This is a genomic window from Dyadobacter flavalbus (genome assembly GCF_006149045.1).
Classification (GTDB): Bacteria; Bacteroidota; Bacteroidia; order Cytophagales; family Spirosomataceae; genus Dyadobacter; species Dyadobacter flavalbus.
Window position 1 is genome coordinate 989,237 of the sequence record NZ_VBSN01000027.1, and the last position, 25,980, is coordinate 1,015,216.

The window sequence follows — 25,980 nt, forward strand, 5'->3', positions numbered from 1 at the left end:
GCATTTTAATGATGTTACCTGTTTTGCTATGGGTTACCGTGCTGCTGTATTATTCCGTCAATGTGCCGTGGTTTGACGATTATGATCCTTTTCCGGATTTTCTTGACAAATGGATTTCCGGCAGTTCTTTCTCCGGGCGCTTAAAGCTCTTGTTCCAGCCCAACAATGAGCACCGGATGGTGATCGGCAAAATGATTACGCTTGTTTATTACCGGCTGACCGGACATCTTGATTTCACATTTCTGCATATTGCCGGCGCTTGTTTTACATTAGGCACGCTGACTGTATTCTGGAATGCATTCCGAAATAGCAGGCTGAAATGGTGGTTTTTCCTGCCGGTTCCTTTTTTGCTTTTCCAGCTTCAGTATCATCTCGTTTTTTTGTGGGCCATATGCAGTTTGCAGCATCAGCCGGTGATTTTCTTTGTTTGTCTTTCCATGTTTTTGCTGGCCAAAAGGCAGTTTGCATGGGCAGTGCTGGCTGCATTGTGTGCTACTTACGCCATGAGCAACGGCATTTTCGTGTGGGTTTCAGGAGCCGCAGTTCTGATATTAAGATCGGATTACCGGAAACTGGCATTCTGGCTGGCAGCAGGTGCTGTTGCTGTCGGATTTTATTTTTACGGACTTTCCGCGCAGGGAAACGAGGCGAGCATTGATTTCTTTCTGAAAAATCCGCATTTGTCCGTACTTGGTTTTTTTGCTTTTCTGGGCGGGCTATTTGATCTTTTTCCGGAAAAAAGCATTGTTACGCGTTCTGTTTTGCCCGTTTTGGCCGGGTTTGTAACCATGGTCTGGATCGTAATCTGGCTTTTACGGCAGCTGAATCCGTTCTGGAAAAAAACATTTTCCCGGTCTGCAGAAAACACATTTCATCCACTGGGAAAAACAGCCGTCTTAAACAGCTTTTTACTCGGGATTCTGGTTTTTTTACTTGTCAATGCGTTGGTTATTGGATTGTTAAGGCCGCGTTTCGGTTTTTTTGTAATGATCGTCAGCAATTACAAAATGTATCCCGCCTTGTTTCTGATCGTTGCATATCTTTCCTTTATTACATCCGATACAGCCGGAAACATCCGGAAACGAGGGTTTCAGCTGGCCTTGGTGATCAGTGTCCTGATCTGGGGCATTTCGGTTTATACTTATCTGCCCGGCATAGCCGAACGTCGCAAATATCTGATGATCAACGGTTATAATCAGGAGCACAATGCATTTGGATTGGGCCATATTCCGTTTTCGCAAAGTGCGGCATATGTGGATTCACTGATGAAAAAAATGACGGCATCCCATGTTTACAATTATCCCGATGAGCCGGAACGGATTGCAGAACAGATTTTATTACTGCAGAACAAAATGGGGCCGAGGAATATCTCAGTCTTTGTACGCGACAAAATCCTGTATGTGGACGAGCCGGATTACAGAATTTCACTTGCCCGGAATGACGGACAATATGTATACCTGAAGAATGAAAAACACCTTTATTTTTTCAAATCGAATGCACATCTGTATACCGGGCGCAATTTGTTCCGCCAGTATGATACAGGCTCAAACACGACAATCCCGTTCAGTTTTATAGAGCAAGGTACTTATGATCTGGGCATCATCCGTTTCAGCAATGAAAAGGCCGGAGGCGGCCTTCTTAGAAAAATTACAATCCCTTGAATAAATGAATGCCCTTTAATATACCGAATGGTGTATTTTTGCCATTGGTAAAACTTCAAAAAATCAGGAATATTGAAAAACCCTCAGATATCTATTGTCGCCCCGCTTTATAATGAGTCCGAATCTTTTCCGCTGCTTGTTCAGCGTATAAACGCATTAATGGACTCCAGTCCGCTGGCAATAGAAGTCGTCTTGATCGATGATGGGAGCAAAGACGATACTGCATTGCGGATACGTCAGCTCGCGCTTACCGACGAACGGTATCACGGCGTATTTTTATCCAGAAACCACGGCCACCAGCTTGCGCTGACCGCCGGGATTTCTGCGGCGCGCGGAACGGAAGCATTGTTTGTCATTGATGGCGACCTGCAGGACCCGCCGGAACTGCTGCCGGAATTTTACAAGCTCCTGAAAGAAGGAAACGACGTGGTGTATGCAGTCCGGAAAAAGCGCAAGGAAGGATTCGTGAAACGTACGGGTTACCATTTGTTTTACAGACTTTTACGCTCTATTTCGTATGTTGAGATTCCGTTGGACAGCGGCGACTTTGCGCTTATAAGCCGGCGCGTTGTGGACGTGCTCAACAAAATGCCGGAAGAAAGCCGTTACCTGCGCGGCATGCGTTCATGGATCGGGTTCAAGCAGATCGGCTTTGAATATGAAAGAGATGCAAGAGCAGCCGGCGAGTCCAAATATTCGTTCAAACAGCTTTTCGGGCTTGCTTACAACGGTATTTTCAATTTCAGCGAATTTCCGGTCAAATTCATGAGCCGGATGGGTGTCATGGCCATCCTGATTTCGCTTGTCTATTTTTTGACTGTTGTCATCAAAAAAATGTTTTTCACACACGTAATTGAAGGTTTTACTTCCCTGCTTTTTGTGATCATTCTGTTCAGCGGCGTACAGTTGCTGGCGCTCGGCATCATTGGAGAATATGTCCTGCGGATATTTTTTCAATCCAAAAACCGCCCTTTGTTCATCATAAAAGAGGAGATAGTTAACCGCGAGTATATCTGATCACATGCTGTTTAACTCTGTTCAATTTGTAATTTTCTTTATAGTCGTTACGCTGGCTTATTTTAGCTTGTCGTGGCGCGGGCGGTGGATGCTTTTGCTGGCAACCAGCTGCTATTTTTACATGGTTTTCAAGCCGGTATTTATCCTTATACTATTTGGAACCATTCTTATCGATTATTACGCAGGCATCTGTATTGAGAAGTCGCCGGATCAGAAACAGAAGAAACTGCTGCTCATCATCAGTCTGATTTCCAACATCGGCATTCTGGCTTTTTTCAAATATTACGATTTTTTACAGGATTCTGTTAATCAGCTTCTGAATACCGTTCATATTCGCCCGCTCGTTCCGCCGCTTACAAGACTGATTCCCGGAACGGTTTCGGAATGGATGGTGAGCGGGAACGGCCGTATTTTGCTGCCGATTGGCTTGTCTTTTCATACTTTTCAGGCCATGAGCTACACGATTGAAGTATTCCGGGGCAATCAGCCGGCGGAAAGGCATTTTGGCATTTATGCATTGTACGTCATGTTTTATCCGCAGCTTGTGGCCGGACCCATTGAAAGGCCGCAGAATATGCTGTTTCAATATCATTCCTATTTCAAATATGATTTTGAACAGGTCAAGCAAGGTCTGATGCAAATGGCTTTCGGCATGTTCAAGAAAATTGTGATTGCCGACCGGCTGGCCGAAGTAGTGGATTATGCGTATAATGACGTCAATGCGCATAACGGCCTTACTTTGCTGGTGGCAACCGTATTTTTTGCATTCCAGATTTACTGCGACTTTTCGGGTTACTCGGATATCGCCATTGGCGCGGCACGGGTAATGGGATTTACGTTAATGGATAATTTCAGGACGCCGTACGAATCGAAATCCATTTCCGAATTCTGGGGAAGATGGCACATTTCGCTTTCATCGTGGTTCCGGGATTATCTGTACATTCCGCTGGGCGGGAACCGCAAAGGCGAATACCGGAAATACATGAATCAGTTTATCGTATTTCTGGTCAGCGGATTATGGCACGGCGCAAGCTGGAATTATGTAATCTGGGGCGGTCTGCACGGCACATATCAGGTTTCTGCTTCGCTGCGGGACAAATGGCTGAAAAAAGCCGGAATAAAGATTCCGGAAAATGGTTTTACCCGAATACTGGGAATTGCTTTCACTTTTATTCTGGTAACGCTGGCATGGGTATTTTTCAGAAATAAGGAAGCGCCGGTAAAAAGATCATTTACAATCCTGGGCAAAATAGCCAACCTGTCGTGGACAGAAACGCTGCATACGCCGTTTAACCAGACTGAAATGGGATTTTGTGTGTTCCTGATTATTTTTCTGCTCGTCAAGGAACATTATTATGAAAAAATCCCGACTTCCAACACGACGGTTTTTTTCTTTCTTTTTCCCTTAATTGCCTTTCTCACCTATTTTCTGGGCGTGGTCACGGAAAACCAGTTTATCTACTTTCAATTCTGAAAAGGTTGAAGAAGGCATAAACATTTGCCGACTAATATTTGTTTGCCTTTTTACAAAGGCCAATTTTACCGTTTAATTCAAGAAAAAGTATTCAATAAAATGTACGAAGTAACATCTGACAACCGATTAAAAAGTCTTATCGTCGTGGGCGACAGGGTTCTGATCAGGCCGAAAAGCCCGAACGACCGGACAAACAGCGGATTATTCCTGCCTCCGACCGTTACCGAGAGAGAACAGGTGCAAAGCGGATACGTCATTAAAGTCGGGCCGGGCTATCCGATTCCCGTGGCTGCCGAAGACGAGCCGTGGAAGGAAACCGAAGAAAAAGTGAAATACATGCCATTACAGTCCAAAGAAGGCGACGTGGCGATTTACCTGCAGCGCAATGCAATCGATCTGGAATACGACGGTCAGAAATATGTGATTGTGCCGCAGTCCTCGATTCTGATGCTGGAACGTTCGGAAGATCTGTTTGACTGAGCATAAATTTTGTAAGTTAAAAGCTGATTGATTTTCCTGGATATTCAAATACCGGAAATCATAAAAATCCAAACCTGTAAACTTGCACTTTCATGAAATACAAATTTTTGAGTAACACCGGCGTGCTCGTTTCCGAGCTTTGTTTCGGAACCATGACGTTCGGAGGAGAAGGATACTGGGAAGCCATCGGCCGATTGCAGCAGGAAGAATCAAGTGCACTGGTGAAAACGGCTCTGGACAGCGGAATCAATTTTTTCGATACAGCCAATGTCTATTCTTACGGAAAGTCGGAAACAATTCTCGGACAGGCACTAAAAGATCTGGGTATCAAGCGGAGTGATGTCGTCATTGCCACAAAAGCAAGAGGACGCATGGCACCCGGTCCGAACAATATCGGTTTGTCGCGGCTGCATATCATGGATTCTGTCAATGAAAGCCTTTCACGTTTGGGTACGGATCACATTGATTTGTTTTATGTTCACGGCGTGGATGCTGAAACGGCGCTGGAAGAAACCATGCGCGGACTGGAAGATGTGGTGCGTTCCGGAAAAGTAAGGTATCTCGGCGTGAGTAACCATGCTGCATGGCAGATTATGAAAGCCAACGGCATTGCGGACAAAAACGGATGGACACGCTTTGTGGCTTGTCAGCATTATTATACGATTGCAGGCCGTGACTTGGAACGCGAACTGATTCCCATGATGCAGGACCAGAACCTTGCACTGATGCCGTGGAGTCCGCTTGCCGGCGGATTCCTTTCCGGAAAATACAGCCGTGACACGGAATCTTCTGGCGAGAACCGCCGCGATAATTTCGATTTTCCGCCGATTGACAAGGAAAAAGCGTATGATATTATCGATGTAATCCGCCCGATTGCCGAGGCGCATGGCGTTTCCGTTGCACAAATTGCCTTATCCTGGCTCTTGCATCAGAAAAGCGTCACAAGCGTCATTATCGGAGCGAAAAAACCGGATCAGCTCAAAGAAAACATTGCTGCAACTTCCGTCGCGCTGACCGAAGACGATCTTGCGAAATTAAACGAGATCAGCGCATTGAAAACCGAATATCCGCAATGGATGTTTGAACGCCAGGGAAGAGACCGGGTTCCGGAATAAGAATATTCAACCAGTTTGATCAGAATGCACTATTTCGGAATAGTGCATTCTTTTTATCCGGACTTCTGTCTCGGTCTGTTAATGTAGCGTATCTTTGGATATGATAAATCATGAAAATAGTGCTGCCATCATTCAGGGACTGGGCATTACAGCTCTGAATGAAATGCAAAAGGAAGCAAATGAAGCGATTCTGCAGAACAACGAAACCGTTCTGCTGGCGCCAACCGGTTCGGGCAAGACGCTCGCTTTTCTGCTGCCCGTTGCTGCCGTTCTGAAACCGGACGCTGATCTTGTTCAATGCCTTGTGATTGTTCCGACCAGAGAACTGGCCCTGCAGATTGAGCAGGTCTGGAGAAAAATGGCAACCGGATTCAAGGTAACTTGCTGTTACGGCGGCCATGATATGCAGACGGAAATACGCAGTCTTGTGGAAGCGCCGGCCATTGTTATCGGAACTCCGGGCCGTATTCTGGACCATTTACACAGAAATTCGTTTTCTGGAAAACATGTGGAAACGCTTGTTCTGGACGAATTTGACAAGTCGCTTGAAATGGGTTTTCAGGAAGAAATGACGGAAATTATCCGGAACCTGCGAAATCTTAAAAAGAAAGTGCTGGTTTCGGCAACGAACACGAAAATACCTTCATTTACAGGTGTCCGCGCGCCGGCAACCGTTGATTTTATATCGGAAAAAAGCCAGAAAAGCAGCCTGACGCTTGTACGCGTGATTTCCGAGAAAAAGGATAAAATGGATGTGCTGATCCGTTTAATCAGCTTTCTAGGCGCAGAATCTACCATGATTTTTTGCAATCAGCGGGATTCGGTCGAGCGGATCAGTACAATACTGAAAGAAGAAGGCATTGACTGCGCCTTTTTTCATGGCAAACTGGAACAGGAAGACCGTGAAAGGACTTTGATCCGTTTTCGGAACGGTTCGGTGCTTTATCTGGCGGCAACGGACCTTGCTGCACGCGGACTGGATATTCCGGATATGAAGCATGTAATCCATTATGAACTTCCGATGAAAGGCGATGAATTTACGCATCGCAACGGACGCACGGCCCGCATGCTCGCCGAAGGAACGGCTTATATTCTGATGGAAAAAGAAGAAAAATTGCCGGATTACATCAAACCTGAGCCGAAAATCCTTAACCTTCCGGCAAAATTGTCCAGACCTGCGCCTTCGGAATGGGTAACGGTTTACATCAGCGGAGGGAAAAAAAACAAGCTGAACAAAATGGACATTGTGGGTTTTCTGCTGCAGAAAGGAAATCTGGAAAAACAGGATCTGGGATTGATAGAAGTAAAAGATAACATATCATTTGCAGCCGTAAAGCGCAATGCAGTTAAGTCAATGCTGGCGCTTGTTGCGGCAGAAAAGATGAAGGGCAAGAAATACAAGATTGAAATAGCAAGGTGAAATTCAGAATAACCGATGAGGAAATGAATGGATTAATTCCGGGAAGCCGTATTCTGAAAAAGGATATTAAAGCCCGTAAGCATGCATTTTCTCATTTAAGGAATGCCTAATTTGAAGAAAGTAAAACTGTAAGGCAACAAAAAAAGCATGCGGTTCAGCATGCTTTCGAAATGTCTTATTATGACCAGACTTAGATAACTCTTACGTTAACTGCGTTTAGACCTTTTTTACCATTTTCTACGTCGTAAGAAACTTTGTCGTTTTCACGGATATCGTCCTGAAGACCTGAAACGTGAACGAAAATGTCCTTCTCACCAGTTGACGGCTGGATGAATCCAAATCCTTTGGAATCATTGAAAAACTTAACTGTACCTTCTGCCATTAGTATTGATCTTATATATTTTAAAAACCAAATGTAAATATAAATAAATGGATAAACAAGATTAAATTTGAGATCACTTAGAATAGTTCTATTTAACAAATAAGTAAAATTGCGTGCCTTTCATTCATAATAACTCGCTTACTTCGCCTTACTGGCTTCCCAATGGGCATTTACAGAGTATTTACCCGGCACTGTTCCGGAAGGTGTACGGCGTGCAATATTCCCGGGAAAAGATAGTTACGGAAGATCATGATTTTCTGGATCTGGACTGGTCTTTTGCACAGGGTACAAAGGCGGCAGAGACGCTTGTCATTCTTTCGCACGGGCTGGAAGGAAGCAGTTCGGGGCAGTATATTCTGGGAATGGTGAAATTGCTGAACGGCAACGGATATGATTGTCTGGCCTGGAACTTCCGCGGCTGCGGCGGCGAAATGAACCAGACGGCACGGTTTTACCACAGTGGTGCCACCGAAGATCTGGACGCGATTGTAAAACATGCATTGGCAAAAGGATACAGCCGGATTCATATGATGGGATTCAGTCTTGGCGGGAACCTCACACTGAAATACCTGGGCGAATCGGAAAGCAAGCTGGATAAAAGCATTGAAAGTGCCGTTGTGTTCAGTGTTCCAATGGATTTGCTGGCCTGCAGCCGGGCCATGATCCTGCCGAAAAACATCATTTACATGCAGCGCTTTTTACAGACGCTGAAACCCAAAATCACAAAAAAGTCGAAGCTGTTTCCGGAAGCGTTCAATAGGAACCATAACCGTTATGTGCGAACGCTTTATGATTTTGATGATGTGTATACCGCGCCGCTGCACGGATTTGACAATGCCGATCATTATTACGAAGCATGCAGTTCCAGGAATTTTGTAAGCGGAATTTCCATTCCGACGCTGATCGTCAATGCATTGAACGATCCGATTGTTCCGTTTGAAAGTCTGCCGGTGGAAGCCATCCGTCACCATGCAAAAGTCTGGCTGGAAGCTGTGGGTGAAGGCGGCCATTGCGGGTTCCGGCCTGCGGTTTTGCATGACGGCGTTTACTGGTCGGAGTACAGGGCACTGACTTTTCTTAAAAACGGAATGAATGACGATTTATAAGCTGAAAATGCATCTGCATGCAGGAACAACCGGCTTTGTATGCTTGTTCCGGCTCATGCTTCCGGATTCCGGCAATCAACTTCATCAATATTAAACTGACATCCGCAATTTTTTGTTAGTGTCATATCTAAACAGATTTGTAATTTTGTGCCTTAATTCCGGTGCGGCAGTAAAATTGCCACAATGGAGTTATCAAAATTTCATTTCTGCAATGGAATTGCCTTTGTTTAAGAAAAACGGACCCTTAGAGACAAAATAACTTTTACGCTATTTTTATTCAGTTACATCCCGCTTCATGTCCACATTAACGCTTAATCCGCCACCGTACATTATTATTGATTTTGACAGCACTTTTACCAAGGTAGAAGGGCTTGACGAACTTGCAGCCATTGCTTTGAAAGGTCATCCGGAACGTGATTTCATTGTCAGTCAGATTGTGGATCTGACTAATAAGGGCATGAACGGAGAAATGTCTTTTGCCGAAGGGCTGCGTCAGCGGATTGCGCTGCTGAGAGCCAATCGTACCCATATTGCAGAACTGGTTTCGTTTTTACGGACCAAGGTTTCGGATTCATTCCGGAGAAACAAACAGTTCCTGACCGAAAATACCGATCAGATATTTATCGTTTCCAGCGGGTTTAAGGAATTCATTGTGCCGGTTGCAAGTGAAATGGGCATTCGTCCTGATCATGTTTATGCCAATGAATTTGTTTTTGATGAGGAAGGAAATATCATCGGGATTGATGAGGAAAATGTTCTTTCCATGGACGGCGGCAAAATCAAAATGCTTTCTGCGCTGAACCTCACAGGCGATGTGTATGCAATCGGCGACGGCTATACCGATTATGAACTGAAAGCGTCCGGACTTGCCAGTCGTTTTTATGCATTTACAGAAAACATTGAACGCCCGCGCGTAATTGCCGTTGCAGACCACGTGGCTACTTCCTTTGATGATTTTCTGTACGATAATAAAATGAGCCGCAGCCAGTCTTACCCGAAAAGCCGTATCAAGGTTTTGTTGCTGGAAAATGTGCATCCGGCTGCTTTGCGGGCTTTTGAAGAGGAAGGTTTTAATGTGGAGTTTGTAAAAGGCGCGCTGGACGAAGACGAACTTTGCGAAAGGATCAAGGACGTTTCCATTATCGGAATCCGTTCCAAAACCAATATTACCAAACGTGTGCTGGAAAATGCCAACCGGTTGATGGCAATCGGCGCTTTTTGCATCGGAACCAATCAGATTGATCTGGAAGAAGCAGCAAACCGTGGAATTGCTGTATTCAATGCGCCGTACAGCAACACGCGTTCGGTTGTGGAACTTGCCGTAGGAGAAATGATTCTGCTGATCCGGAATATTGTCGGAAAAAGCAATCAGCTGCATAAAGGAATCTGGGACAAATCGGCGAACGGCAGTTTTGAAATACGCGGCAAAAAGCTCGGTATGGTCGGTTACGGAAGCATCGGCACGCAGTTGTCCGTTGTGGCGGAAGCGCTGGGAATGGAAGTTTATTTTTACGATTCCGTGGAAAAGCTGTCGCTGGGAAATGCAAGAAAAGTAAATTCACTGGAAGAACTGCTCGCCATTTCGGATGTAATCAGCATGCATGTGGACGGCCGCAAGGAAAATACAAACCTGATCGGCAAACGGGAATTTGACCTGATGAAAGACGGCGTGATTTTCCTTAACCTGTCGCGCGGGCATGTTGTGGATATTCATGCGCTGGCCGAAGCCGTTAAAAGCGGCAAGGTTGCAGGCGCCGGCGTGGACGTTTTCCCGAAAGAACCCAAAACCAATGACGAGCCTTTTGAAAGTGAATTGCTGGGACTGCCAAATGTGATCCTGACGCCGCATATCGGCGGAAGCACGGAAGAAGCGCAGGAAAACATCGGACATTTTGTGCCTGCCAAACTGCTGGAATTTATGAATAACGGAAGCTCTTACGGAAGTGTGAATTTCCCGGAAGTTCAGCTGCCGAAACTGAAAGACTCGCACCGTCTGCTGCACATTCATGCAAACGTTCCGGGCGTATTGGCTCAGCTGAACCAGATATTTGGCAAAAACAATATCAATATTACGGGACAATACCTGAAAACGAACGAACACATCGGTTATGTGATCGTGGATATAGCAAAAGGCTATACGGAAGAATTTATTCAGGAAGTAAAGGAAATAGAAGGTACGATCAGGTTCAGAATGCTCTATTAAATCTTTTTCGTAACCTGAACTTTATCAATTATATGTCACTGACTTTTTTTACGCCGGGTCCGGCCCAGCTTTATCCTACTTTTGAAACGCATCTGCAGACTTTCGTGAATAATCAGCTGGGCTCCATTTCACACCGGAGCCAGCAATACCGCGATTTGCATAAATTTACAGTCGATCAGCTGCGCGTTTTGCTGAATGTGCCTGAAACGCATGCCATTATGTTTCTGGGTTCTGCTTCGGAAGCCTGGGAACGCATTATATTCAGCTGCGTGGAACTGGAAAGCTTTCACCTTGTGAACGGCTCTTTTTCCAAAAAATTCTGTGAGTATTCCACCGCACTGAACAAGTATGCGCACAACATGGAAAAACCCATGGGAAGCGGCTTTACAGCAGCGGAAATTACGGTTCCGGAATATGCCGAGCTGATTTGTACAACGCATAATGAAACCAGTTCCGGCGTGCAGATGCCGGTTGCCGAAATCCACAAGCTTAAACAGAAAAATCCGGACAAGCTGATTGCCGTGGACATCGTTTCATCGGCTCCTTACCCCGATCTGGATTATAGTCTGATCGATACAGCATTTTTTTCCGTGCAAAAAGCGTTCGGCCTGCCTGCGGGTCTGGGTGTCTGGATCGTGAATGAAAAATGCCTGCATAAAGCGGAATACATCCGTAATCAGTATTCCATCGGCGCGCACAACGACTTGCCGACGCTCTGGAAAAATGCGCTGAACAATGAAACGCCTTCGACGCCCAATGTGATGGGAATTTATCTTTTGGGAAAAATTGTCGAGGATTTTAATAAAATCGGGGTGAAAACAATCCGGAAAGAAACGGAGCAGAAAGCGGCTCTGATTTATAAATTTCTTGAAAAAACCAGCGGATTTACTCCTTTTGTAAAAGAGAAGCCAAACCGTTCGCAAACCGTTATTGTTACCGACACTGAAATTAATTCTGCGGATATTATCAAAAAAGTCAAGGAAAAAGGAATGGTGATCGGAAGCGGTTACGGGCAGTTTAAAGCAACTCAGCTACGAATCGCCAATTTTCCGGCAACGTCCACGGAACAGGTTGAAAAGCTGATTTTCGAGCTGGGGAAAGTGTAACAGTTTGCTGTTCTGATGCTGTTTTTTTATGAATGAATATAATTTAAAGTCATTTTAGCGTAGAATCACTGATTCTGCGCTTTTTTAGTTTTGAAATATAGTCCTCATTTAAATCTTGCTGAATGAATTTTCTAAAAACGACACTTTGTATTCTGGCAGTTTGCCTTTCATTGCAAAACTGTACCAAAAAGGCTGAAGATAAAAAAGAAGTAAACGAAACAGCACAGGATTCCGGACGTAAGATCTGGACAAAAGAACAGGCAAACGACTGGTACAAAAAACAGGAATGGCCCGTTGGAGCCGATTTTCTGCCGAGTACCGCCATTAATCAGCTGGAAATGTTTCAGCAGGAGTCGTTTGATACGGCTACCATAAACCGGGAGCTCGGCTGGGCAGAGGAAATCGGAATGAACACAATGCGTGTTTACCTGCACGATCTGTTGTTTCAGCAGGATTCGGCAGGATTTATCAAACGGCTTGACGTATTTCTGGATATTTCTGAAAAGCATGGCATCAAGCCCGTACTCGTATTGTTCGATTCATGCTGGGACCCGTTTCCGAAACTGGGAAAACAGCGCGCGCCAAAGCCCGGCGTTCACAATTCAGGCTGGGTACAAAGTCCGGGGCTTAATGCACTGAAAGACAGTGCGCAATACGGACGTCTTGAAAAATACGTAAAAGGAACCGTTGCTGCTTTCGCCAATGATAACCGTATACTGGCATGGGATATCTGGAACGAACCGGACAACCCGAATACGAGCTCGTACGGAAAAGTGGAGCTTCCCAATAAAGTGGATTATGTAATGCCGCTGATGTCCAAAGCTTTTGCATGGGCTAGATCGGTGAATCCTTCGCAGCCGCTGACTGCCGGCGTTTGGGCCGGTGACTGGACGTCGCATGAAACGCTGAAACCGGTCGAAAAAATAATGATTGATGAATCGGATATTATTTCTTTTCACAATTATGAAGGTGCTGCCAGTTTTGAAAAATCAATCAAACAGTTACAGCAATATGGCCGTCCTATCATTTGTACCGAATATATGTCGCGCGGTAACGGCAGTTTCTTCAAAACTTCGCTGCCCGTTGCAAAAAAATACAACGTTGGCGCTATTAACTGGGGCCTGGTAAGCGGAAAATCACAGACTATTTATCCGTGGGACAGCTGGAAAAAAACGTACACGAGCGAACCCGAACTCTGGTTCCATGATATTTTCAGAAAAGACGGCACGCCTTACAAAAAGGAAGAAACCGATCTGATCAAAAGTCTGACTGCTTCAAAGTAACGAAATGAACTGCTCTTTGCAGCTTTGATTCGTGTTCATTCGGGTATTTGTGGCTTTAAAATCACGGAGTTCCTGCATAACTGTGCAGAACTCCGTTTTGTTTATAAGAAAGCAGCAAATACTAAGTGACGATTACAAGCAAATGACGTCTAAATCAAAACCGTCATCTGCTATGCCGTTATTTTACAGTCGTTTGCTTTTCAATGTTCAGGCACTTTGTCTGTTGTTTCTGTTTTCACAAAACCTTTTTGCACAGACAACCTATTTTCATCAGGATTTTCTGAAGGCAGAACCGTACGTAAATCCGGTCCCCGATACGGGGCAGTTCAGCCATGTCGTTCAGACAGTTCCTGCGCTTTCATACTGCAAGTTCCAGCATGGATTTATGGACCTTGTCCGGACACTGCAGGATTCCGCAACCGGCGGTATCATCAGAGCCATGCGCGCAAGTCCATTTAAACCAAACCCCAAGTCCCTTTTTATCCAGATTCGGTTAAGCGCCGAAAATATCCAGTCTTCGACGGTAAATGCGGCATATTTTTATGTGGGCGAAAACTTCAATCCGGAAAACAATTCATTTCCCGGCAATGCGCTGATGTTTGGCAAATTCTCGCTCAATTTTGCCGGTTCGGCATTTACAGTTAAAGACCTGGAAACGCAGTTGAGCAGCAAGCCGGTAAAGACAAAAATGCCGGTTGTTATAACCTGGATACTCAATAATTCCGCCAGGTCATTCAAATACAAGCTGTTTTCCAAAGACGCTATGGAATATGAGGCATTTCCGGGAAGTTACGATTTATGGGTAAATAATGAACCCGTAAGCCGCAACAGTAAAGCTTATCCGGGCAATTCAGGTTTTTCGGAGTCAAAACTGTCCAATTTCGAGATCCGGTTCCGGAATGGAATCGGCAGAATCAGAATACATGACATGCTGATCCGCGAAGCAGTTTCTGAATTAAACCCGTCCGATGCAATTGTTGCGCCAAACCCGTCGTCCGGGAAAATAATAGGACTGAAATCAGTTCATATTGATTCGGCTTCCCTGAGACTGGTCAGCATGAACGGCAAAGAAATTCCTTTCAGAAAGCAATTCCTTTCTGCTGATCATTTCCTGATCTTTCCTGTAAAAACACTCGCTTCCGGAATGTATGTACTGTTTTTTAACGGACCTGACAGAAAAAGAAAATCTGTAAGGGTTATGGTTCAATGACAGATCATGGATTTTAAGGTATTGATTACTTGTAATTGCAAGCTGATACAGCCTTTTGAGATTGGGAATAACTCAATAAAATGACCGTTCACACAATGTGTAACCGTTCACTGGTTAATACTTTTTGCATAGATGTTACGCTTGTACTTTCGGGATTATTTACAAAAAACAAAATCCATGAAAAATTTAAATCGTAAAAATTTAGGCAGCATTGTTTTATTTCTGTTTATGGCAGCAGGCATCGTGTCCTGTAACAAGGATTCAAATGATCCGAAGCCTGAGGAGCCCGTTAAGGAAAATTCCGTACAAGGTTCCTGGAAAATATCCGCCATGAATATAGATCCTGCCCAGGACGGAATTACGGATATTCTGGAATACATCGAATCCATGACCGGAAATCATTGCATCTCAGAAACAGTTTTCAAATTTGAAGGCAATGGTAAAATTGATGGGACGGTGCCCGCCGGCTGTACAGTTGACGATACGGAAGTAATCGAAGACAATGCCACGTGGAAAGTGACAGGAAATAAAATCCAGATTATAGAAGGTTCAGAAACAAGTGAGTACGATCTGGAAGTTGGCAAAACGGAGATGAAATGGACAACGCAGGAAGTAGAGGACGGCGTTACGTATAAGCTGACGATCGTATTCAAAAAAGCATAATATAGTAATCAGGAAAATTCAGTACGCTTCAAACAGAAGATTCTTAATTAAATTTTTTAGATTTGCGATCAGATAGCCGGATTTTTGTCCGGCTATTTGCATAATATTGCATTAATTCTGCTCAAACCCATATTAAGTACAAATGACAACCCTTTCAGCACCTCGTTCAGATGCTTCTCACCTTTTTAGTGCCCCGGTTATAGTTGCTGCCCTCGGTTATTTCGTTGATATTTATGATCTGCTTCTCTTCGGTATCGTACGTCTGCCAAGCCTGGCTTCTCTTGGATTGAATGATGCGGAAATTTCCCTGACCGGCGCAAGCATTCTGAACTGGCAAATGACCGGTTTGCTGCTCGGAGGGATTTTATGGGGCGTTTTGGGTGATAAAAAAGGCCGCTTGTCTGTTTTGTTCGGATCAATACTTACTTATTCTCTGGCTAACATTGCCTGTGGTTTTGTACAGGATGCCGACACGTATAAAGTGCTGCGCTTTATTGCAGGAGTGGGGCTTGCCGGTGAACTTGGTGCCGGAATAACGCTGGTTTCCGAGATCCTGCCAAAGCATCTTCGTGCAATTGGTACTTCGCTTGTGGCCGGTATTGGTTTGCTTGGTGCCGTCGTCGCATATTTTACCGTGGAATATTTTAGCTGGCGCTATGCCTATTTTATTGGCGGCGGACTGGGAATTTCCTTGCTGCTGCTTCGTCTCGGTGTTTTTGAATCCGGCATCTTTAAAGATCTGAAAAATCAGGAACACGTTCAGAAAGGCAATTTCTTCTCCTTGTTCAATAACAGAAGCCGGCTGAGCAGATACCTTAAATGCATCGGAATCGGTCTTCCGACGTGGTTTGTGATCGGGATCCTTTCCACTTTCAGCAATGAATTCGGAAGTGCACTCGGCATTCCGGATATAAAACCGGGCCTGTCAATTATGTGGTGTTATGTCGGACTTTCCATCGGAGATTTGTGCAGCGGTTTTTTAAGTCATTGGTTAAAATCGCGGAAGAAAGCTGTATTATATCTCATGATTTTTACGTTAATATTCAGCGGAATCTTTTTATACGCAGGAATTAACACGGCTTCCCAGCTTTACGCAATTGCAGGGTTCCTGGGATTCGGCATCGGATACTGGGCCATGTTCGTGACCATCGGAGCTGAACAGTTCGGGACAAATCTGAGAGCAACTGCCGCAACAACCATTCCAAACATGGTAAGAGGAACCGTCGTACTGATGACAACTTTGTTTGCAGTTTTCAAGGATTCATTCTCGGTTATTAATTCAGGAGCTCTGGTTGGATTAATCTGCTTTGTTATTGGCATTTTCTGCGTTATAACCATCCCGGAAACACATGGAAGGGACCTGAACTTTTTGGAAGAATAATATAATTTGTTGCACTTGTTCGGAGTAACTTTTGTTTCGTTATAATACTTGCAAAATCATTTACAATGATCCGCCGTACTGTTTCGTCCAGATTTTACAGTGCTGTGTATCATACAGCTTACAATAATTTACATTTTCACTATCAACTGACAAATTAAATGGAAAGACGCGTAGCGCTTAAAAGTATGGCGATTGCCATGGGCGCAATGGCGAATTTGCCGGCATGGGCATCGGGATGGAGCAAAAAAGCGTTGGAAAACGGAACTTTGCTCGCAGCAGACCAATCGAAAATACTGGCAGGAATGGTCGAAGCAATTATTCCGAAAACAGATACACCCGGAGCCGCTGAACTTGGCGTTGGCAATTTTGTGCAGAAAATGGTTAAAGACTGTTATGATAAAAAAGCACAGGATACTTTGTCAAATGGCCTTGATGCGCTGGAATCCGCAAGTAAAAAAACCTTTGGCAAGTCATTCACGGAAATTGCCCGGCCTCAGCAAACCCAGCTTCTGAAAGAAATGGAAAACAGCTCCGATGCCGGTCTGAAAGCATTTTTCGGAATGGTTAAGAACCTTACAATTCAGGGATATATGTCTTCTGAGTATGTAATGACCAATATTACACATTATGAATTGATTCCGGCTCGTTACCACGGCTGTGTACCCGTAAAAAAAGGATAAAGAAAGAAGCGGGACGAGGAAATGTAAAATGCCTTTCTTTTTCCTCATTCTTCTTTAAAACAAACTATGGCAAATTTCAATATAGATAGTAAAAAAGCCCGCACTTATGATGCCATCGTAATTGGCTCTGGAATAAGCGGCGGCTGGTCGGCAAAAGAGCTGACTGAAAGAGGTCTTAAAACGCTCGTTCTGGAACGCGGACGGGATGTGCAGCATATAAAGGATTATCCTACGACGAACATGATGCCGTGGGAATTTGAACACCGTGACAGACTGCCGAAGGAAATCACGGATGCCAACCCGATTGCAAGCAGATGCTATAATTTCAAGGAATCTTCGGCGCACTTTTTTGCAAAGGACAATGAGCATCCGTATGTTCAGGAAAAGCCTTTCGACTGGATCCGTGGATATCAGGTTGGTGGAAAATCGTTGCTTTGGGCACGCCAGACGCAACGCTGGAGCAAATACGATTTTGAAGGGCCGGCACGTGACAAGTTTGCCGTGGAATGGCCGATCGGTTATGACGATATCGCTCCGTGGTACAGCCATGTTGAAAAATTTGCCGGCATTACGGGCAACAAAGACGGCCTGGATACCTTGCCGGACGGCGAATTCCTGGCACCGCATGAACTTAACTGTGTAGAGAAATATTTCAAAGAACAGGTTTCCAAGCAGTACAAAGACCGTCATTTTATCATCGGACGTGCAGCGCATATTACGGACCCTCAGCAAATACACCTGGATCAGGGTCGTGCAAAATGCCAGAGCCGAACCATTTGTGAAAGAGGCTGTCCGTTCGGAGGTTATTTCAGCAGCAATGCTTCTACGATTCCATGGGCAATGAAAACAGGAAATATGACGCTGCGTCCGCATTCTGTTGTTCATTCCGTGATCTACGACGATAAAAAGCAAAAAGCGACAGGCGTACGTGTGATTGACGCAAATACGAAGCAAATGATGGAGTTTTATGCCGACATCATTTTTGTAAATGCTGCTGCGCTTAATACAAACCTGATTCTTCTGAATTCCATTTCATCCCGTTTTCCGAACGGACTTGGAAATGACAGTGGCGTGTTAGGTCAATATATTGCTTTTCACAATTACCGGGCACATGTTTCGGCGGAGTATGAAGGGTTTCTGGATTCTACCGATGATGGCCGTCGCCCCAACGGCGGATATATTCCCAGATTCCGTAATGTCTACAAGCAGGAAACGGATTTTCTGAGAGGATATGCTGCGGGATTTGGTGCAAGCCGTGATACGTATTCAGACCAGGATGGAATCGGAGAATCGTTGAAGGCAAGTCTGCATGAAACCAAATACGGCAACTGGAGCGTAGGTTCGCATATGATGGGCGAAACCATTCCGAAGGAAAGCAATTATGTTGCGCTGGATAAAGATTTGAAAGATCCGTTCGGAATACCGCAGCTGAAAATTTCAGTGGATTATGACGACAATGATGAAAAGATGATCAAGGATTACGTGGAGCAGGTTACCGAAATGTTTACGAATGCCGGATTTAAAAATATCAAGGCACACGACGGACACAGAAACCCGGGCAATGATATTCATGAAATGGGCGGCGTGCGCATGGGAAAAGATCCGAAAACTTCCATGCTTAACAAATGGAACCAGCTGCATGCGTGCAAAAACGTATTTGTAACGGACGGCGCTTCCATGACTTCTACTTCCACTCAGAATCCTTCCCTGACTTACATGGCATTTTCTGCCAGAGCAGTGGATTACGCTGTGAAGCAAATGAAAGCGAAGAGTTTGTAAAAAGCAGCACATCAGATTCTGATAAACAAATTTCAGTGAAAGCCGGAGCAGTGATTTGCTCTGGCTTTTGTTGTTTATGGCCTTCTCATCCTTACAAACGCCAATAATCCGTTGTGTACAAGTATTTCTTCCAAAGGCAGGAATAATGCTGCAATGACGTTTAAGAGTATAATTAATAAAAGTTTTTATTTTTTTTAATCAAGAGTAAGGGAAACGGAGTGCAAGAAAGTCTTCTAATTATTACATAAACAAAGACTCAATGCACGATCCTTTACCTAACCATGAAATTAAGCGGACCAATCCGTTTGTGACGCCTCTGCACGAAGGGAAAGTAGATGCCCGTGAAATTGATTCGGCCTTATTTCTGAAAACTACTTTTGAGCAAAATCCGGAAAAGGGCCTGGAATTGCTGTTCCGGCGCTTTTACAATCCGCTTTGCAGCCATGCAGTCAGATTTGTTTATTCCAAGCAAATAGCTGAGGATCTGGTTAGCGAAGTATTTTTTCAGTTTTACCGGACAAAAGCTTACGAAAACATCAATTCATCTTATACAAGCTATTTGTTCAGGTCTGTAAGAAATGAATGCTATACGTATATGCGTAGAGAGTTTGGTAAAACGGATACGCTGGAAATTACGGGAGAAGAGCATTTCCTGTATACATACTATCAGCAACCCGACGCTGAAATCCATTACAATCATCTTTTCCTGAAAGTCAATGAAGTAATTGCAAAACTTCCCGTGCAATGTCAGAAAGTGTTTTTGCTCAGCCGTTTTGAAAACAAGAAATACCACGAAATAGCTGATGAGCTGCATATTTCGCCCAAAACAGTGGAAGTGCATATTTCCAAAGCGCTTAAACAACTGCGGTCTGCACTGAAAGGGGAATGGATGCTTTCATTCGGGCTTACCGTCCTGAGTGCAATTGAAATCTGATTGAATACCGCATTTCCAAAGGTGGTATTGTACGCCGAACTGAATCAACGATGAAAACACCTGTATCTAAATATGCTCTTTTTGAATATTTGTCGGGCAGAGCAAATCTACTTGAAAAACAACTGATTGAAGACTGGATTACAGCCAATGAAAATACGGAAACCTTTTACGAATGGCTGCTGGAATACGAAGCACGATGCCCTCAATTCGTTCCCGATGAGGACGCTGCTGTAAAGTCACTTTTTCAGCGTATTGATTCGGATGATTATATTCAAACAAACAGACATAGAACCATAACAGGCGGCGGGCATTCATCTTTATTTTTAAAAAGGATCAACAGATCGTGGCTGGTTGCGGCTTCTGTTACACTTTTGCTGGGTTGCTGCTGGCTGCTCCGGGAATCACTGCTTTACAAATCTTACCAGACTTCTTTCGGCCAGATTACAAACGTATATCTTGAAGACGGTAGCAAAGTAGCGTTGAATTCCAATTCCAAACTGAAAGTCCCGCGCTTCGGCTTTGATCAGGATGTAAGGGAAGTAATGCTGGAAGGGGAAGCTGAATTTTCGGTCAGTCATACCATTGATAACAAACGCTTTATTGTAAAAACTTCCGATCAGTTCAAGGTTGAAGTGCTCGGAACCACATTCTCGGTTTTTGCCCGGCCGCGCGGTACAAAGGTCGCGCTTACATGCGGCAGTATCAGGCTGGATTATTCGCAGAACGATCAGCATAAGGAAATGATAATGGAACCGGGTGACATGGCGACGCTTGGCCGTGCCGGTGAAGTACAGCTTCAAAAACAGCAGGATACAAAAACACTGGTTTCCTGGAAAGAACAGCGATATGTCTTCAATTCCACAGCAGTAAAGGATATTGTTTCCATGATTGAAGAAAATTTCGGTCAGAAAGTAAGGCTGGAAGATCCTGAAATTACAAGCCGCACGATAACCGGAAATTTTAAAACAAAGAATGCAGACGAGCTTTTGAGAACGGTCTCAGAAGTGCTCAACATCAGAATGGAGCAGGACGGGCCCACAATTATTTTAACCAACAAGTAATCCTAAATCTTTTTATTATGAATCTAACATTATCAGCCAGGCAATGGGTGGGAATCGGAATTGTGTTGATGACTCCGTTATCTCAGCCCGCCCGCTCTCAGACCATTGCATTTGCTGCTTTGCCGGCAAGTCAGCATACTTCTGTACGGCAGGAAATGAAACTGAAAAGCATACTGCTGGATATGCAGAAGCATTACGGTGTTGAAATTATCTTTGAAGACCGTCTTGTGGGCTCCATTCAGATTACATCCGGAATGCTTGATCTGAACCAGCCCGTTGAGAAAAACCTGAACCTTATTCTTCAGAACAGCGGACTGAAATACAGGCAGACAAGAAAAAACACATTTGTCATCGTTGAAAATAAAGAAGAAAGCAACAGAACAAACAAGGCAGAAAGGAAAGAATCCGCCGCATTGCTGACGGAGCAGGCACTCGCAATGAATATTGCTTCGGTGAAAACCACTCCGGCTATTGTTGATAGAACGATTAGCGGCAAGGTTTCTGACGAATCCGGTGCGGGATTGCCGGGCGTGAGCGTAGTGCTGAAAGGAACGCAACGCGGAACTTCAACGGGAGCAGACGGAAATTTTACCATTGATATTCCCGAAGCCGGGCAGAACATGCTTGTATTCAGCTTTGTAGGGTATAAGTCGCAGGAAATAACCATTGGCAACGAGTCCAATATTTCTGTCAGCCTTGTACAGGATGAAAATGCGCTGGACGAGATCGTCGTTGTTGGATATGGTTCGGTACGGAAATCGGACCTTACGGGGGCGGTTGGTACCATTAAAGGCGATGTGTTGCAGGAACGTCCCGCTTCTTCGCTCAATCAGGGGCTTTCGGGCCGGATTACAGGTGTGAATGTTTCTTCCAACTCGGGACGTCCGGGCGGTCGTGCCAATATCCGTATCCGCGGCGCCAGTTCCATCAGTGTTTCCAATAATCCATTGTATGTCATTGACGGCGTAATTTTGAATGCCGTGGATCTGGCTAACGGAAGTACGCCGATTGATTACCTTAACCCGAATGACATTGCTTCCATTGAAGTACTGAAAGATGCTTCTTCCACAGCAATATACGGAGCACGCGGTGCAAACGGCGTTATTCTGGTTACGACCAAAAGAGGAACTTCCGGTGCAGGCAAAGTTACTTACGATACGGATTTCAGCATCGGAATAGCACCGCGGAAGTTGCCGGTACTGAATTCAAGGGAGTTTCTGGCAGTGGAAGAAACCGCTTATGCGAATGCGGCCAAATACGATCCCGTTGGCTGGGCAACAGGCACCAAATACACCGATCCCAAGCTTAAACGTACAAACCCGCTTTTGTTTGATGCAAATGGAAATCCGTTATACGATACGGACTGGCAGAAAGAAGCGTTCCGGAAAGCATTTACACAAAATCATCAGCTCGGCTTCACCGGCGGAAGTGAAAAAGGCAGTTACGGCGCATTTCTGAATTACCGCAATGAAAACGGAGTTGTACGCGGCTCCTGGCAGAAAAGGTTTGCCGGACGGTTTGTATTTGACAGTCAGGTAAAAACCTGGCTGAAAGTCGGAGGTACACTGGGTTACACGGATCAGAATGAAAAACAGATTGATCAGCTTGGCGGCGGGGGAATTACAGCCATGCGTCAGGTGCTGGAAGCATTGCCGATTATTCCTGTCAAATACCCGGATGGAAAATGGGCAAGTAACCGCGATTATCCCGGAATGGAAGGCGGCGACAGCCCGCTCCGGGTAGCCGAAGAAAGGCTTTCCTATCTGAGAACACAAACGATGCTGGGCAATATATACGCTTCCATAAGGTTTGCAGAAGGTCTGGAATTCAGGTCAACAATCGGTACAAACGTGATTAATCAGCGCAATGATTATTTCGCGGCAGCCGGTCTGCAGTATATTTCCAACAATGGCGATGCTTCCGTTGCGAGCAGCCGGTTCAATTCCTGGCAGTTTGAAAATTACCTTACCTATAACAAGCAATTTGCCAAAATACATTCCCTTAACGCCATGCTGGGTTTATCGTGGCAGCATATGGACCGTTTTGACAATACAGCCAGAAGCCAGAATTTTACGGATACCTATTTTCAGTTTAATAACCTTGGTGCCGGTGCCACGGCGCTTGCTCCTTCTTCCGGTGCTTCCGCCTATGGTCTGAATTCGTACTTCGCGCGTCTGAATTATGGATTGATGGATAAATATCTGATCACATTTACAGGCCGTATCGACGGTTCTTCCAAATTCGGTGCTGCCAACCGTTATGCTTTTTTCCCGTCAGCGGCTGTTGCATGGAGAGTTACGGAAGAAGAATTTATGAAAGGCATCCCCGCCATTTCCAACCTGAAAATCAGGGCAAGTTACGGTGCTACCGGAAACTCCGAAATCCCGGCATATCGCGCATTGGCAGGAATGTCCAGTTATGATGCCATTTTCGGCGGTTCGCGCAACATTGGTATTGGCGTCGGACGTATGTCCAATTCCAGTCTTCAGTGGGAAAAAACACAGCAGGTTGACATGGGTATAGAGCTCGGATTGTTTTCTAACCGACTGAATTTGGAACTGGATTTGTACCGCAGAAAAGTAAACGATATGCTTCTGGATGCACCTTTGCCACTGAGCAGCGGATACAGCAGTATTTTTACCAATATAGGAAGCATGGAAAACAAAGGGGTTGAATTTGCCGTAAATTCCACCAACATCAAGGCCGGAGACTTTTCATGGAGTACAACATTCAATATTTCGGTAAATAAAAACAAAGTGCTTGCACTTTCGGGCGGAAGCGACATTTACTCCGGTGCAACGGTAATCAGAGTAGGCGAGCCGGTTGGTTCGTTCTTCGGAAGAGTGCATCAGGGTACATGGTCAACAGCGGAGGCGGAAGTTGCCAAACGCTACAACATGCTTCCGGGCGATGTCAAATACCAGGATCTAAACAACGACGGTACCATCAATGACAACGACCGGACCATTATCGGAAAAGGTATTCCGGACGGATTCGGAACGTTCCTGAACACATTCCAGTACAAGGCATGGTCACTGACTGTAGACTTGCAGTACATGTACGGAAATGATGTGCTGGACAGAAGTATTCACTCGGCGGAAGACAGACAGGGAATTGCCAACAGTTATAAAACAGTACTGAATGCCTGGACAGAAACCAACCAGAACACGCCGATTGCGCAGATCCGTCCGATCAATGCTTACTATACGACCAATAATGACAGCCACAAGGTTACAGATGCATCTTTCATAAGAGGACGCAATTTGCTGTTGGCTTATACTTTCCCGTCCGACCTTGTTTCCAGACTGAAACTTGATCGCCTGCGTGCATATGCTTCGGTTCAGAACTTCTTTGTAACAACCAAATACAAAGGTTATGACCCGGAAGTTTCCAATTCAGGATCACCTTTCGATCAGGGATTCGGCTTGTACGATTACCCGAAACCAAGGGTATTTATGCTGGGCTTGAACATAGGTTTATAACAATACTGACTCTTACCTGAAGTAAAATGAACAAAATATCTAAAAATATCAGCTTGCTCACAACGGTTCTGAGCATGTTTTGCGCAACGGGCTGTTCCGACTTTCTTGAAGAATCCGATCCCAGCAACTTTACAGTAGAGAATTATTTTACGCAGCCTGCACACGCCAGAAGTTCCGTAAATGCAATATATGCCCCTTTGCGTGAACCGCTCAACAGCGGCTTCGGCGGCGGCGCATGGATGATGCCGGAGTTTGCAACAGGACTTGCGGCTACGGATCTGGGCCAGGCTGTCAACAGCTATTTTATAAAAGATTTAAGAAACACGTCCGACAATGGCTACGGCCAGACTTACTGGACTTCTTACTATCGCGGAATTGCCAATGCGAATCTTTCCATTCAGAAGATCCCGACCATTACGATGAACGAAGCGGAAGCGAAGGCATTGATGGGAGAAGCATATTTTCTGAGAGCGTGGTATTATTTCAATCTGGTTCGCATGTTCGGCAGTATCCCATTGGTTACCGAACCCGTTAATCTTGAGTCTGAACAGCTGAGGCCGGCGCAGGCAGCTCCGGAAGAAGTTTACAATCTGATTGTACAGGATCTTCAGACTGCCGAAGCATCCGGATTGCCATGGACCGACGCGTCAGGAAAAGTAAGTATGGGCGCTGTAAAATCGTTGCTTTCCCAGGTTTATCTGACAATGGCCGGATTTCCCTTGCAGAAAGGAGCATCACATTATCAGCTGGCTGCGAAAAAAGCGGAAGAAGTTATTGATTCCAAGCAGTTCAAACTGTTTGCGTCCTATAACGATTTTCATGATCCGTCCAAAAAGAACATCGAGGAAAACATATTCATGATCCAGTTCCGGACGCAAATTCTTCCGTCCAACTGGCAGGTTTCCATTATTCCTTACAACAAGAATATTTCCCAGTATTCCGATGAAACCGGAGGTATTTATGCAACCGGGGATTTTGTAAAATCGTATGATCCGGCCGATTTGCGCGCTAAGGAAAAGCAATTTTTCTTTACCAAATTTACCAATGAAGCGAACCGGAATCAGGAAGTGGACCTTGGCGGATATTTTATTTACAAGCATTTTGATATGGTTGCACAGACAAGTTCAGCAAACAGCGATCTGAACTGGCCGGTAATCCGGTATGCAGAAGTGCTGCTGACTTATGCGGAAGCATCCAATGAAGTGAGCGGCCCGACTGCAAAAGCGTACGAAGCAGTAAACGCGATCAGAACCAGGGCACAGCTGCCAAATCTGACCGGTTTGTCAAAAGATATGTTCCGGGAAGCGGTATGGCGCGAACGCTGGTATGAACTGTGTTTTGAAAATATAACGTGGTTTGATATGGTTCGCTTGCGCAAGGCATTCAATGTCAAAACAAAGACGTTCGATAATTATGTAGGGCATAAATTTTCTTACGGCCCGACGCTGACGGAAAGAGAGCTGCTTTTCCCGATTCCAACGTCTGAAATGAGAAACAATACGAATCTTAGACAGAATAACGGCTATTAAAACCAGCTTTTTAA

General features: G+C 44.9%; 20 protein-coding genes. 19 read left to right on the forward strand and 1 reads right to left on the reverse strand.

Annotated elements, in window-relative coordinates:
• Window positions 1-8 precede the first annotated feature (8 nt).
• The 6 genes from FEM33_RS09345 to FEM33_RS09370 all read left to right on the forward strand — a co-directional run bounded on the left by FEM33_RS09345 (window position 9) and on the right by FEM33_RS09370 (window position 7,167).
• Window positions 9-1,661, forward strand: a complete 1,653-nt coding sequence (locus FEM33_RS09345; protein WP_139011834.1) for a glycosyltransferase family protein — start codon at window positions 9-11, stop codon at window positions 1,659-1,661.
• 72 nt (window positions 1,662-1,733) lie between these two features.
• Entirely contained in the window at window positions 1,734-2,678 is a 945-nt protein-coding gene (locus FEM33_RS09350) for a glycosyltransferase family 2 protein (protein WP_139011754.1), read from the forward strand.
• Window positions 2,679-2,682: 4 nt separating this feature from the next.
• The gene (locus FEM33_RS09355; protein ID WP_139011755.1) at window positions 2,683-4,152 is read left to right on the forward strand and encodes an MBOAT family O-acyltransferase; all 1,470 of its coding nucleotides are present in this window, start codon (window positions 2,683-2,685) and stop codon (window positions 4,150-4,152) included.
• A gap of 99 nt (window positions 4,153-4,251) precedes the next feature.
• Window positions 4,252-4,632, forward strand: coding sequence for a co-chaperone GroES (locus FEM33_RS09360; RefSeq protein WP_139011756.1), 381 nt, complete (start codon window positions 4,252-4,254; stop codon window positions 4,630-4,632).
• 92 nt (window positions 4,633-4,724) lie between these two features.
• Window positions 4,725-5,747: an aldo/keto reductase gene (locus tag FEM33_RS09365; protein ID WP_139011757.1), complete on the forward strand. Its 1,023-nt coding sequence runs from the start codon at window positions 4,725-4,727 to the stop codon at window positions 5,745-5,747.
• Window positions 5,748-5,847: 100 nt separating this feature from the next.
• Window positions 5,848-7,167 (forward strand): DEAD/DEAH box helicase, encoded by a 1,320-nt coding sequence (locus FEM33_RS09370; RefSeq protein ID WP_139011758.1) that lies wholly within the window; start codon window positions 5,848-5,850, stop codon window positions 7,165-7,167.
• A gap of 190 nt (window positions 7,168-7,357) precedes the next feature.
• On the opposite strand, the gene FEM33_RS09375 is transcribed toward FEM33_RS09370, so the two are convergent.
• Window positions 7,358-7,549 (reverse strand): cold-shock protein, encoded by a 192-nt coding sequence (locus FEM33_RS09375; RefSeq protein WP_026630672.1) that lies wholly within the window; start codon window positions 7,547-7,549, stop codon window positions 7,358-7,360.
• Between the two features lie 113 nt (window positions 7,550-7,662).
• On the opposite strand from FEM33_RS09375, the gene FEM33_RS09380 reads away from it, so the two are divergent.
• The 13 genes from FEM33_RS09380 (at window position 7,663) to FEM33_RS09440 (ending at window position 25,966) form a co-directional block, all read left to right on the forward strand.
• On the forward strand, window positions 7,663-8,655 hold the full coding sequence (locus tag FEM33_RS09380; RefSeq protein WP_201747711.1) for a YheT family hydrolase: 993 nt from the start codon (window positions 7,663-7,665) through the stop codon (window positions 8,653-8,655).
• A gap of 295 nt (window positions 8,656-8,950) precedes the next feature.
• The gene (gene serA, locus FEM33_RS09385) at window positions 8,951-10,858 is read left to right on the forward strand and encodes a phosphoglycerate dehydrogenase (RefSeq protein ID WP_139011759.1); all 1,908 of its coding nucleotides are present in this window, start codon (window positions 8,951-8,953) and stop codon (window positions 10,856-10,858) included.
• Window positions 10,859-10,890: 32 nt separating this feature from the next.
• Complete coding sequence (locus FEM33_RS09390) at window positions 10,891-11,964, forward strand: aminotransferase class V-fold PLP-dependent enzyme (protein ID WP_139011760.1); 1,074 nt, start codon at window positions 10,891-10,893, stop codon at window positions 11,962-11,964.
• Window positions 11,965-12,086: 122 nt separating this feature from the next.
• Window positions 12,087-13,247 carry a cellulase family glycosylhydrolase gene (locus tag FEM33_RS09395; RefSeq protein WP_139011761.1) on the forward strand — a complete coding sequence of 387 codons (1,161 nt, stop codon included), beginning with the start codon at window positions 12,087-12,089 and terminating at the stop codon, window positions 13,245-13,247.
• Between the two features lie 172 nt (window positions 13,248-13,419).
• Window positions 13,420-14,457, forward strand: coding sequence for a T9SS type A sorting domain-containing protein (locus FEM33_RS09400; RefSeq protein WP_229214163.1), 1,038 nt, complete (start codon window positions 13,420-13,422; stop codon window positions 14,455-14,457).
• Window positions 14,458-14,634: 177 nt separating this feature from the next.
• Window positions 14,635-15,120, forward strand: coding sequence for a lipocalin family protein (locus tag FEM33_RS09405; protein WP_161597089.1), 486 nt, complete (start codon window positions 14,635-14,637; stop codon window positions 15,118-15,120).
• A 142-nt stretch (window positions 15,121-15,262) separates the two neighbouring features.
• Window positions 15,263-16,501, forward strand: coding sequence for an MFS transporter (locus FEM33_RS09410; protein WP_139011763.1), 1,239 nt, complete (start codon window positions 15,263-15,265; stop codon window positions 16,499-16,501).
• A 158-nt stretch (window positions 16,502-16,659) separates the two neighbouring features.
• Complete coding sequence (locus tag FEM33_RS09415; RefSeq protein ID WP_229214164.1) at window positions 16,660-17,181, forward strand: gluconate 2-dehydrogenase subunit 3 family protein; 522 nt, start codon at window positions 16,660-16,662, stop codon at window positions 17,179-17,181.
• 66 nt (window positions 17,182-17,247) lie between these two features.
• Window positions 17,248-18,960 carry a GMC oxidoreductase gene (locus FEM33_RS09420; RefSeq protein WP_139011764.1) on the forward strand — a complete coding sequence of 571 codons (1,713 nt, stop codon included), beginning with the start codon at window positions 17,248-17,250 and terminating at the stop codon, window positions 18,958-18,960.
• A 259-nt stretch (window positions 18,961-19,219) separates the two neighbouring features.
• Window positions 19,220-19,894: an RNA polymerase sigma-70 factor gene (locus tag FEM33_RS09425; RefSeq protein ID WP_139011765.1), complete on the forward strand. Its 675-nt coding sequence runs from the start codon at window positions 19,220-19,222 to the stop codon at window positions 19,892-19,894.
• A 50-nt stretch (window positions 19,895-19,944) separates the two neighbouring features.
• Window positions 19,945-20,955 carry a FecR family protein gene (locus FEM33_RS09430; protein ID WP_139011766.1) on the forward strand — a complete coding sequence of 337 codons (1,011 nt, stop codon included), beginning with the start codon at window positions 19,945-19,947 and terminating at the stop codon, window positions 20,953-20,955.
• Window positions 20,956-20,972: 17 nt separating this feature from the next.
• Window positions 20,973-24,437 (forward strand): SusC/RagA family TonB-linked outer membrane protein, encoded by a 3,465-nt coding sequence (locus FEM33_RS09435; RefSeq protein WP_139011767.1) that lies wholly within the window; start codon window positions 20,973-20,975, stop codon window positions 24,435-24,437.
• Between the two features lie 26 nt (window positions 24,438-24,463).
• A complete protein-coding gene (locus tag FEM33_RS09440) occupies window positions 24,464-25,966 on the forward strand; it encodes a RagB/SusD family nutrient uptake outer membrane protein (protein WP_139011768.1) in 1,503 nt (500 codons plus the stop codon).
• The last annotated feature ends 14 nt before the right edge of the window (window positions 25,967-25,980 follow it).

Excerpts from the sequence above, each read along its gene's own strand:
- FEM33_RS09345 (WP_139011834.1), top strand. The coding sequence starts at position 9 with ATGATGTTACCTGTTTTGCTATGGGTTACCGTGCTGCTGTATTATTCC.
- FEM33_RS09355 (WP_139011755.1), top strand. The coding sequence starts at position 2,683 with ATGCTGTTTAACTCTGTTCAATTTGTAATTTTCTTTATAGTCGTTACG.
- FEM33_RS09360 (WP_139011756.1), top strand. The coding sequence starts at position 4,252 with ATGTACGAAGTAACATCTGACAACCGATTAAAAAGTCTTATCGTCGTG.
- FEM33_RS09365 (WP_139011757.1), top strand. The coding sequence starts at position 4,725 with ATGAAATACAAATTTTTGAGTAACACCGGCGTGCTCGTTTCCGAGCTT.
- FEM33_RS09370 (WP_139011758.1), top strand. The coding sequence starts at position 5,848 with ATGATAAATCATGAAAATAGTGCTGCCATCATTCAGGGACTGGGCATT.
- FEM33_RS09375 (WP_026630672.1), bottom strand. The coding sequence starts at position 7,549 with ATGGCAGAAGGTACAGTTAAGTTTTTCAATGATTCCAAAGGATTTGGA.
- serA (WP_139011759.1), top strand. The coding sequence starts at position 8,951 with ATGTCCACATTAACGCTTAATCCGCCACCGTACATTATTATTGATTTT.
- FEM33_RS09390 (WP_139011760.1), top strand. The coding sequence starts at position 10,891 with ATGTCACTGACTTTTTTTACGCCGGGTCCGGCCCAGCTTTATCCTACT.
- FEM33_RS09395 (WP_139011761.1), top strand. The coding sequence starts at position 12,087 with ATGAATTTTCTAAAAACGACACTTTGTATTCTGGCAGTTTGCCTTTCA.
- FEM33_RS09400 (WP_229214163.1), top strand. The coding sequence starts at position 13,420 with ATGCCGTTATTTTACAGTCGTTTGCTTTTCAATGTTCAGGCACTTTGT.
- FEM33_RS09405 (WP_161597089.1), top strand. The coding sequence starts at position 14,635 with ATGAAAAATTTAAATCGTAAAAATTTAGGCAGCATTGTTTTATTTCTG.
- FEM33_RS09410 (WP_139011763.1), top strand. The coding sequence starts at position 15,263 with ATGACAACCCTTTCAGCACCTCGTTCAGATGCTTCTCACCTTTTTAGT.
- FEM33_RS09415 (WP_229214164.1), top strand. The coding sequence starts at position 16,660 with ATGGAAAGACGCGTAGCGCTTAAAAGTATGGCGATTGCCATGGGCGCA.
- FEM33_RS09420 (WP_139011764.1), top strand. The coding sequence starts at position 17,248 with ATGGCAAATTTCAATATAGATAGTAAAAAAGCCCGCACTTATGATGCC.
- FEM33_RS09425 (WP_139011765.1), top strand. The coding sequence starts at position 19,220 with ATGCACGATCCTTTACCTAACCATGAAATTAAGCGGACCAATCCGTTT.
- FEM33_RS09430 (WP_139011766.1), top strand. The coding sequence starts at position 19,945 with ATGAAAACACCTGTATCTAAATATGCTCTTTTTGAATATTTGTCGGGC.
- FEM33_RS09435 (WP_139011767.1), top strand. The coding sequence starts at position 20,973 with ATGAATCTAACATTATCAGCCAGGCAATGGGTGGGAATCGGAATTGTG.
- FEM33_RS09440 (WP_139011768.1), top strand. The coding sequence starts at position 24,464 with ATGAACAAAATATCTAAAAATATCAGCTTGCTCACAACGGTTCTGAGC.